Origin of the sequence: Streptomyces sp. NRRL WC-3742, from assembly GCF_000720635.1 — a bacterium.
Taxonomy (GTDB): domain Bacteria; phylum Actinomycetota; class Actinomycetes; order Streptomycetales; family Streptomycetaceae; genus Kitasatospora.
The window spans coordinates 1-9,397 of sequence record NZ_JOCF01000127.1 but is presented as its reverse complement, the minus strand read 5'-3'; the positions used below and the strand labels follow the sequence as shown (position 1 = coordinate 9,397).

Annotated in this window: 11 protein-coding genes; 4 read left to right on the top strand and 7 right to left on the bottom strand. The window is 70.8% G+C overall.

Translation table 11 applies throughout. The annotated features are described in order from the left end of the window. Positions 1–140: 140 nt before the first annotated feature. Together IH61_RS43730 and IH61_RS0139075 are read right to left on the bottom strand one after the other, a co-directional pair. Positions 141–1,241 carry a replication-relaxation family protein gene (locus tag IH61_RS43730; protein WP_051838754.1) on the bottom strand — a complete coding sequence of 367 codons (1,101 nt, stop codon included), beginning with the start codon at positions 1,239–1,241 and terminating at the stop codon, positions 141–143. 168 nt (positions 1,242–1,409) lie between these two features. Then, entirely contained in the window at positions 1,410–2,732 is a 1,323-nt protein-coding gene (locus IH61_RS0139075) for a hypothetical protein (protein ID WP_158845865.1), read from the bottom strand. Positions 2,733–3,159: 427 nt separating this feature from the next. On the opposite strand from IH61_RS0139075, the gene IH61_RS0139070 reads away from it, so the two are divergent. From IH61_RS0139070 to IH61_RS0139060, 3 genes are read left to right on the top strand one after another with little or no spacing between them, the layout of a single operon-like run. Continuing rightward, positions 3,160–3,657 carry a hypothetical protein gene (locus IH61_RS0139070; RefSeq protein ID WP_158845862.1) on the top strand — a complete coding sequence of 166 codons (498 nt, stop codon included), beginning with the start codon at positions 3,160–3,162 and terminating at the stop codon, positions 3,655–3,657. Further along, on the top strand, positions 3,654–4,160 hold the full coding sequence (locus IH61_RS0139065) for a hypothetical protein (protein WP_158845859.1): 507 nt from the start codon (positions 3,654–3,656) through the stop codon (positions 4,158–4,160). The genes IH61_RS0139070 and IH61_RS0139065 overlap by 4 nt, the downstream gene beginning before the upstream one ends. A 33-nt stretch (positions 4,161–4,193) precedes the next feature. Then, entirely contained in the window at positions 4,194–4,451 is a 258-nt protein-coding gene (locus IH61_RS0139060) for a hypothetical protein (RefSeq protein ID WP_031079034.1), read from the top strand. 209 nt (positions 4,452–4,660) lie between these two features. On the opposite strand, the gene IH61_RS46605 is transcribed toward IH61_RS0139060, so the two are convergent. Then, positions 4,661–5,509 (bottom strand): hypothetical protein, encoded by an 849-nt coding sequence (locus IH61_RS46605; protein ID WP_051838755.1) that lies wholly within the window; start codon positions 5,507–5,509, stop codon positions 4,661–4,663. A gap of 112 nt (positions 5,510–5,621) precedes the next feature. Between IH61_RS46605 and IH61_RS0139050 the strand changes: the two genes are divergently transcribed. Continuing rightward, entirely contained in the window at positions 5,622–5,987 is a 366-nt protein-coding gene (locus IH61_RS0139050) for a hypothetical protein (RefSeq protein ID WP_031079031.1), read from the top strand. A gap of 162 nt (positions 5,988–6,149) precedes the next feature. On the opposite strand, the gene IH61_RS0139045 is transcribed toward IH61_RS0139050, so the two are convergent. The 4 genes from IH61_RS0139045 to IH61_RS0139030 form a co-directional block, all read right to left on the bottom strand. Further along, positions 6,150–6,362, bottom strand: a complete 213-nt coding sequence (locus IH61_RS0139045) for a hypothetical protein (RefSeq protein WP_031079028.1) — start codon at positions 6,360–6,362, stop codon at positions 6,150–6,152. 236 nt (positions 6,363–6,598) lie between these two features. Beyond that, positions 6,599–7,258 (bottom strand): GIY-YIG nuclease family protein, encoded by a 660-nt coding sequence (locus IH61_RS43720; RefSeq protein WP_051838753.1) that lies wholly within the window; start codon positions 7,256–7,258, stop codon positions 6,599–6,601. A gap of 66 nt (positions 7,259–7,324) precedes the next feature. Next, positions 7,325–7,705: a MarR family transcriptional regulator gene (locus IH61_RS0139035; RefSeq protein ID WP_051838752.1), complete on the bottom strand. Its 381-nt coding sequence runs from the start codon at positions 7,703–7,705 to the stop codon at positions 7,325–7,327. Beyond that, positions 7,699–8,304 carry a replication/maintenance protein RepL gene (locus tag IH61_RS0139030; protein WP_031079022.1) on the bottom strand — a complete coding sequence of 202 codons (606 nt, stop codon included), beginning with the start codon at positions 8,302–8,304 and terminating at the stop codon, positions 7,699–7,701. The genes IH61_RS0139035 and IH61_RS0139030 overlap by 7 nt, the downstream gene beginning before the upstream one ends. Positions 8,305–9,397 lie beyond the last annotated feature (1,093 nt).

Here is a 9,397-nt window from a genome sequence, read left to right as displayed (position 1 = left end):
CCCCCCAACCCCCATCCACCACCACACACAGTCACCAAAACACGGGCGACACCAACCCCGCACACCCACCCAACAGCACCAGCCAAAGGTCCAGACAACCTGGCCAGAGAGGCCACAACACCCCCACAACCACCAACAGGTCACACTTGGCGGCCCTTCGCCGGGTAGAGCTTGGCGTGCAGCACGCGGTCCTCCCACCAGGGGTCATCCGGGGTGGAGATCAGGGCGGCCATCTGCTCGCGCTTGGTCGGGGCGGGCAACAGCAACGGGCCCAGCTTCTCCGTCTCCCGGTCGCTGGCGCACTGCGGACACTCCAGCCGGTCCGGGGTGGCCTTCTCCCGCAGCTCCAGCGTCGAGCCCTCCTTCCCGCCGATCGAGCCCCGGCACGACCAGCACGGCCTCAGCCCGGCGTTCACCGCCCGGGCCGCCACCAGCCGCTCCTCGGCCTCCCGCTCCAGCCGTTCCTCGCGGTCCTGGTGGCAGGTCCAGCAGCGGCCGCCGGGCTGGCGGGTCCACTCCACGCGGTTCCCGTCGGGGCCGTAGTGCCAGGTGCTCTCCTCCTTGGGGACCTTGCCGCAGTCGGCGCAGGCGAGGGTGCGCATCCCCTCCCGGTGCTCCTGGCGGGCTTTCTTCTCCCGGGCCTTCTGACGCTGGTCGTAGGCGGCGCGGTTGTTCGGGTTCTCCAGGGCGTCGAGCAGACAGTGCCGGCCGGGGCGGCCGTAGCGCCACCAGACGGGGCCGAGGGGGCCGTGCTCGGCCAGCAGCTCAAGGGTGGTCGCGAGGATGGGCACGGCGTCGTCGTACTCGCGCCAGCCGTCGCCGTCGTTGTCGTCCTGCGGGACGGTCCACCCGGTGCCGCGCCAGCACTCGGCCGACAGGTCCGCCACGACCTCCTGACGGTTGGCCAGGGCGACGGGTCCGGCGCCGGTGACGACCAGGGCGACGGGCGGGTAGCCGGGCCGGGGATGGGGGCCGGGGTAGGTGCGGCGCCACCAGTGCACCGTGCGGTCGGCCGGGTCCTGCTCGGCCAGCGCGGGGTCGGTGCTCTTCACCTTGGTGCGGAACAGCTCGCGGTAGGCGGTGAACTTCGCGGCGACCCGCTCCGGCGCCATGGTGGAGCGGTCGACCTCGACCATGAGGACCGGCACCCCGATCCCGGGGGCCTGGAGCACCGCGTCCGGTCGTACCTTGCGTCGGCCGCCCGGCAGCAGGAACTCGACCTCGGTCGCCCAGTCGGTCACGGTGCCGACCCCGCCCGCGGCTTCGGGCGCGGTGCCGCGCGGCCTGTCCCTAGGCGCGCCGCGCGGCTGCTGAAGCTGTCCATCGCGCGCGGCCGCGTCGGCCCGCCGAGGCGCGCCGCGCGGCTGCTGAAGCTGTCCATCGCGCGCGGCCGCGTCGGCCCGCCCGGTCTACCAGCGGGTGAGGTGCTCCCCCAGCGCCCGGCGCAGCAGGGCGAGGGCGCCTTCGGCGCCGGGGCAGCGCAAAGGTTCGCCGCTGGCGGCGTCAGCGAGGAGGCTGCTGTCGATCAGAGCGGTCCAGGTTCCGCGCTGAACGTCGTACTCCTCGATCCAGCCGACCGGCCGGCCGCCCTGCTGGAGCTCCTGGACGCCCGGGTGGTCGGGCCAGGTGAGGTGGACCAGGCCGTCGCCGAGCGCCTCGCGGTCGGGGTCACCGAGGCCACGGGCGGAGGGCACGATCCAGCCGGTCGGGCGCTTGAGAGCCAGGCGCTGCACGCCGGGCATCGCACGGTCGGGGCGCAGCAGTTCGATGTGTGTGCGGTGCAGGAAGTCCAGGGCCTGGCCGACGGTGCGGTGGGTACTGGCCCCGCTGGCCGGGTCCGTCAGGACCACGGCGGCCTTGGATCCCCGGTGCTTGGCGGCGATGTGCCCGGCCTGCCCCCACGGGCCGTCCGGCAGCGGCGCGGTCCAGCCGATCGACCGGCCCCGGTAGAGCAGTTGGTGGACGTCCTCGGCCTGCGGGTTGTCCCAGGAGGCGAGCAGCCAGCCCTCACCGACCGTCAGGTCCAGGTCGTCGAGCCGGTCCGGCTCGCCGAACCGGAGCGTCGGAATGGTGCAGGCGGCGCGCCGCAGCGCCTCGAATGTCTCCGCCTGCCGCTCTTCCGTGTCAGCCGGCGCCGCTGCCCCCACCGGCACGGGCGCCTTTTCGGATCGGTCCAAAACAGCCGGTCCGACCGGGGGTGCCGCAGGGGCGGGATTTTCGGACCGATCCGAAACAGCCGGCCCGTCCGGCGGGTAGGCGGCCAGGACTTCCGGGGAGACACGGGCCAGCACGTTGGAGCGCATCACCGTCTCCTCGGCGCGGCGCAGCTCGAGCTGCGGCCCGGTCAGGCCGGGCCAGCGGACCTCGTCCCGCACGTCCTCCGCGGCCTCCCGGGCTCGGGCACAGAGCGTGGCGTGCGCGGTGTAGAAGGCGTCGTAGGCACCCATCGGATCGTCGTCCACCGTGTCCAGGAACGCCCGGGCGGCGTCCACGGCCGCCTTCGCGCACCGCAGCACCTCCGCCTGTGCGCCCTCCAGGCCGTCGTCCTTGGCCTTGTCTCTGGCCGCCGCGGACTTGCACGCCGTCGAGCAGTACTTCGACCGGCGCCCGCGCCTGCCCCGCTCCGGCGGCGGCACGATCTGCTCGCACCCCTTCCGCTCGCACACCGCACCGACCGCCACGTCGAACAGCACGTCAGCAGCACCGGAATTTCGGACCGATCCGTTTTGCATGCCCCGGATCGTAACCTTGACGATCACCCAGACCCCAGCTCAATTCGGATCGGTCCGAACTCCCGGCCACCCGGACGGCCATCAAGGAACCTGGATCGCGGACCGGCCCGAAACTCCCCGCTGCTGCACCATGCGCTGCTGCTGCACGTTGTCCCGCTACCTGGTGCAGCAGCGCGGCATGTTGTCCCGTCACCGGCCGTAGCCGCCCACCCCCTTGTCCTGCTACCCGGAGACCCCTTGTCCAGGTTGTCCCGCGCAACGCCAGGTTGTCCCGCTGCGGCCCGTCGCAGTCGCGGCACCCGGTGGTGCAGCAGCAGGGCGTGGCACGGACCGTGTTGGTACACGGGGTGCAGCAGCGCGCCCGGGTGCAGCGAGGGTGGCCTTGCTGCACCCGTGACCGTCCGGTCCGGCGGGCGGTTGCACCGGTATGACGTCTTCTCCGCTGTCCCGGGTGCCGATCCCCTCCTCTCTCGAAGCCGGGTCCGAGTCCGCGCCAGCCGGGCAGGAGCTGACCGAGGAGGAGCGCGCCGGGCTGCAGGTAGCCGCAGCGGCCGGGGAGCGGGCGGCGGTCTGGGTGCGGGAGCTGGCCCGCCGACAGCCGGTCAAGGTGCACGGGCGGATGCTGGAGCTGACCGCCGACGCGATCGAGCAGACCTGCACCCGCGAGATCATCCCCGGCAACGACAACGAGCTCGCCGCGGAGCTGCGCTACCGCCTGGACGGCGGCGTGCTGCTCGGCACTGCCAACCTAGAGACGCTCCCGGAGCTCACGGGCGGGGAGCGAATCGCTCTGGCCGCCGTGACCTCCCTGGCCCTGGCCATGCCGGGCACCGTCCTGACCTGGTACGAGCGGGAACTACCCCACCTCGCCCAGGTGATGGACGACGCGGTCGGCGCCGGACGCGCTGCCCGGCCCGGCCGGTGAACCGCAGCAACGAAGCGCGGCCCGGCCGGGCCCGGCGGGCGCTGGGCCCCGGCGCTGCTAGGGCCCTGGCCGACACCGTCCACGCTCCCCGAACCCCGCCCCCGTGGTCGCCAGCCGCTGTCGAAGCCACGCTGCGCGCCCTGCTGGAAGACTTCGAACAGCGGGTGGAGACGTGGCGGGACGCCTTCGAGGGCCTGGACGAGGACGTCCTCGCGGAGGCCGCCGCCGAGGCACGCTCCTTCGGTACTGACCCGGCCGGCGCCGTCGACGAGCTGGTACGCAGCCTGCTGCTGGAACTCGGCCACTGGCAGCGCGCGATTGGCGGGCTCGGCCGTCGGCTCACCACGGCCGCACAGGACCGTCCGCTGCCCGACTTCGCCGCCGATGCCGGCCGCACCGAGGACGTCCGCTGGCACCGGGCCCGCCAGACGCTGCTGGAGGCCATCGCTCGCCACCATCACGGCACCCTCCCCCCAGGGCCGCCGGACGACCGACCATGGTGATCACCGACACCCGGCACGCGGAAGAATGAGCCAGTGACCAGCGCCCAGCCCCTGCCCCGCGGCATCAGCTCCCTGATCCCGAACGCCCGCGCCCAGGCGACGCCCGGCGAACTCGCGGCCGCCCAGCTCCTGCACCTGCGCGAGGTGACCGTGCCCGTACCGGTCCTCGCCGCGGCCGCCGAGCTGATCGCCCCACAGCTGGACGACCCCGACCCGGCCACCCGCGAGGCCACCGGCTCTGTCCACGCCCTCCTGCTCGCCGCCATCGAGGACGCCGCACCCAACCGGTAGCTGGCCGAGCCGGATGTCTCACCCTTGTCCCGGGCCCAACCCAGAGCAGCGGTACCAGGCGAAACGCCTGGGACTGTCCTAGCGAAACGGTTGAAACCGGGCACCCCAAGACACGCCTGGGACAGGTGCTGAGACACCCCGTCCCAGCACCGCCCGACCGGCCATCACACGGCCGGACGGCCGTGGCATCAGCCACGGCGGCCGCCCTTCTACCTGCTCGCGGGAGGCCGAGGCCAGCCGTTCACGAAGGTCTGCAGCTGCGCGCGCTGCCGCTGTTCATCGGCGAGCACCTCCGCCAGGATCTCGCGGTCGACGTACGGCTCGACGGCCGCCATCAGCAGGGCGTGCAGCTCGTTGCGCTCCAGCGCCTCGACCTCCCACTGCACCGGCCGGGCGGGGTCGAAGCCGTACTTCGCGGCGAAGGCCGACCATCGCGGGTCGCCCTTCTTGCCTTCTGTCGGCGGCAGCCCGTAGGCAATCCGCTGCTCATTGGTCAGCAACACCCGCTCGACGGTGTCCCAGCAACCCGTGCGGGCGATCCAGTCCTGCTCGATTCCCTCACCCGAGGCGTCGAAGTCGCCGAAGTAGGCCAACCTCACCTCCCTCGTCTCGGTCGCCGTGCGGTCGCGGACGACTTGGACGTAGGACTGGGAGCCGTAGCCGCGCACCACGATCACCGGGATGCCCAGCTCGTCCAGCCAGCCGGTGAACTGGGCCCGCAGGGTGTCCTTCTCCGCGGCGACGTACAGCGCCACCTCCTGGCCGCGGGTGCGGTCCAGCCGGAACCAGCCGGGCACCTGCCCGATCATCTCGGTGGCGTCCTCCCAAGCCGGCGGCTCGTGGACCCGGCGCATCGTGTCGATCAGGTCCGGAAAGCGGTCCTCCCGCCGGGCCCGGGCCAGATGGGAGGACAGGTGCTTGTAGGAGGAGGCGGTGTGCGGGATCACCCCGGCCATCGTGAGCTTGTAGTACGTCTGGCGGAGCGTGACGTCGCCGCCGTAGCCGAGCACGACCTCCCGGGCCCGCTCGACCACCTCCGCCCACCGGATCCGCGCCATGAGGGACATATGTACCCAACCAGCGTCCTCCCAGGCCGCAGCGGTGGCGGCAAGGGTGTAGTTCCAGGCGAAACAGCCCGGCCGGCGCACAGGCGGGGCTACGTTGTGCGCCATGGCCACCAGCACCGACGGATTCATCCGCCCGCAGATCGCCTCCAGGCTCCACCGCGCCGGCCAGCCGGTCGAGACGACCCGCAAGCCCGCAGTATGGACCCTCGCCCGCCGCGGCTACAGCGGATCCGGACGCCTCGACGTCTGGGTCTACCGCACTAAAAAGGCCGCGCTGCGGGCCGGCGCCGAACTGGCCTGCATCTGCTTCGCCGACCTCGAGGAGCAGCAAACCGCCCGCACGCTGTCCGACGCGGGCAAGTACCAGCAGGTCCTCGACCTGTACGAAAACACCCACCCCGACACCCACCTGCTGCGCGTCCAGGTCGCCTTCCTCCAGGACGACGACGGCGACCACGGCGACGGCTGAACTCACATGTCGCCGTCACGCGTTCCTCGACAACGTCCGGGCGACGGAGAGTCGGCAGAACCGCAGGTCAACGGCGGGGACTTCTACTTTTGGGCCCTCAATTGAGGGCCTAGATTTGAAACCGCCGCAGGTCAGTGGCCTGCGGCGGGACGGACGGGCCGGTCAGATCTGGCGTTCCGGATCGGAGAAGGTCAGCCCGCCCGGAGAGAGCCGACGCCGGGCCGGGGCTGGCACGGCCGCAGTCTCGCCGGGCGGCTGGCGGAAGTCGGCGCCCTGCTCGACTGGCAGCAGTCGGCACCCGCCGGACCGGGCAGGCTCGGGAGCACCGGTGGCTGGCTCGGAGAAGGGCATCGCGAGAGTGCGGCGGTCGGTCATGATCACCAGTCTCGCAGCCCGGACGAGCTCGGTAGGCCAAACCGCTATCACCGGTGGTAGCGGTCTGGCTCCGGCCGCCAGGGCCAAAGTCGGGCCGCTGTCTCGGATCTCCAGAACAAGACACTCAAGGCGCAGCTACCGCCCGTTACCCGCGCGACCCTGCAGTCAGCGCTCTCTCCAGAGAGCCGTTCGAGTTTCATGCCCTCACCGGTATGCCTTCCGACGCAAGCCGATCACTACCGCCGCCGCATGGAGAACATCCTGGCCTTCTCGTCTGCGGCAATGGGCGGCGCATTCATCCGACGGCACGCGGCGGACAGAGCCGTACCGTTCCCTTCCCAGAACCGGCGAGGGTTGAGCTGGTAGGCACCGCTCCGCGGGCCCGTCTTCAAAAGAATGTTGAGCCCGACCAGGCGAGCGAGGGCGACCTTGACGGTCGTCGTGCTGGCCAGGATGTCCGGCGCAACGACCTCTGGGGCAACCCGGATCGCAGACTGTGCTCCACCGTGCTCGCGAATCCAGTCGATCGTCGCCCATTCCCCGCCCGTGAGCGCCAGCGTGTGCAGCGCCGGCCCCGGGTCCCGGAACCGCCCCGCTCGATCCTCGTACCCCGGATCGGGCTCGTACGCCTCAACCGCTCTGGTGACCATGGGGACCGGATCCTGGTCGCCGAAGTCGAACCACTCCCCGTGGATCCTGAAACTGCCGAACGCCTTGTGGAGATGCCGCTCCAACCGCGGACCACCGGGAAACGACGCCGCCAGCTGCAGCGCCACGGGCGATCCAGCCTGGAGAGCCGCCAGCCGGCTCCCCGGGTCTGTGCTGCGCCCGATCTTCGCCGTCCGACTGCCCGCAGCAGTGATCAGGTAGACGAACTCCTCCGTCGGCTGCGCCATCCTTCACCTGTCCTACAGCGCTGGGGTGCTGGTGTGCACCGTAGCTGTGGGGTCCGACAGGAGCGGTCAGCCGACGGCGCGCAGCCGGGAGCGGCCGGCCTTGGGCGGGGTGCTCTGGTAGTCGGGGATGAGGATGGGGGGGAGGTCTTCGCGGGCGGCGCGGGCCATGGCGGCCTGCATCTCGAGTTCGGAGCTGTAGCCGGCGATGGCGGGGTGGAGGCGGTAGCGGTAGCCCTTGCGTAGGACGAGGCCGCGTTCGACGAGGAGGGTCATCCCGCGGCTGACGACGGAGGGGAGGATCTGGAGTTCCTCGGCGATGTCCTGCTGGGTGATGGGGACGGCGCCGCCGGGGTTCTGCCGCTCGACCATGACGGAGAGGATGTTGGTGGCGGTGGGGGTGAGTTCGAGGCGCCGGAGAATTCCGAACAGGTCGGTGACCATCAGCATGCGGTCGACTCCTTGTCCCCGGTCTGGAGGGCTTCCAGTCCGATGATGTCAGGGAATCCGTTCTCCAGGGCGAGTGCCCGGAGTTCGGCCAGGAATGCCTGCTGTTCGTCGCCGTTGCCCTTGTAGGCGATGAGGGGGTTGAGCTGCCAGATGCCCCGGCCGATGCTGCGGATGTAGTTCCTGGCTGCCAGGTGCTTGAGGGCGGGGCTGACGCTGGAGCGGCTGGTGCCGATCTCGTCCGCGATCTCACGCTGGATCGCATGGCAGACGCCGCGCTCGGCCCGTCCGACGATGTTCGACAGCACCGCGCACTGGAGCTTGGTCATCTCGCCGGACATGAGCGCCTGGGGCAGGACGAAGCGGGCGAAGTAACGGCTGAGGAGGGCGTAGCCGTCGGAGCCGAGGACCTCGTGGGGGGCTCGGCGGTAGAAGCGGGTGCGGGCCTCGTAGACGCCGTCGGGCAGGTGTCCGGCGTAGCCGCGGACGATCTCGGCGGCGAGGTCGCGCTGGTGTTCCGGGCCGGCGGGCTGGAGCCTCGGCTGCTGGCGGGTGCGCGGGGGTGCCTGCCTGCGGGTGGTGCTGCGCGGTGCCTGTGCCAAGGCCGTGATCCTTTGCTCGTGTCGACGTCACGCTACATGTTCTTCGCAGCAGTGCGAAGGATTCTGCGCGCGGGTGCGAAACACGTGTCGCACCCAACTCCGGGCCGGACCTCCGACGAGCCGTCTGGTCCGGCGGCACGAGGTGGCAACCGAAACACTGGCGCCCAGGCCCGTCGACACCAGTGTTTCGCAGGATTGCGAAACATCTGCGTCGAATGTCGGCTTCCAGTGACCCCTGGGCATCAGAAGTGTCGGCGCAGCTATACCTTTGTTTTTCCAAGTTTGCAGGTCAGGGGCATGATTTGCCGAACCCCCTCTTACATAAAAACGGCCCGCCGTCACTTCCGGCCCCGAACCTCAGGGCTCGTCTCTGCTGCTCCCCGCATTGACCTTTCCCAGGCAGCACGCTGGCGTAGTTCCCCGTACCGGGTGAAACCGGAAAGCCGTGCTTCTCGGTGGGTTACCGGAAATCGATGGTCAACTCCCAGGTGGAGGAGTGGGGTTGGGGGATCCCGTGGCCAGGTGCGACGTTCATTGTTTAGCGCGGGGCGAACCCATCTTCCGTCTGGCAAACCACGGCATCAGCCATCTGAACCTGGGGGCAACTGCCCAGGCCGGACCGGCCACGGTCCGGCCGGTGAGTCGACGGGCCGACGTCAGGGCCGTCCACGGCCCTGACGTCGGATCCGGCGGCGCAGGGCAAGCGGCAGCGCATGTCCAGCCCGCGCAGGGCTGGTGGGGGGTGCAGGGGGGAGGAGCCCCCCGCAAGGTAGGCGGGTCCAGCGCCGCCGGGCGCTGGCCACGGGTGCGGGGGCGGAGCACGCCGCGCTCAGCCAGCCGGTCTGCTGTCGACCGCGACGTCGTTGTGGTTATCGCCCCTTCCCGGCTGCGGCGGGAGCGCATGGGGTCTCGTTGAGCCCGACGCCGTCGGCTGGCGAAGTGAGTCCGACAAACCGGATGCGCCGCAGTCCCCCCATCGACTATCTCTAACAGATGAGTACCTGTTTCCGATGGCATGCGAATCGTCTTCCTGGCCCTGGAATCGAACAGAGCCCGTGTGAAGGTGTGCTCTGAGCTGGGGAGAAGGCTGTTT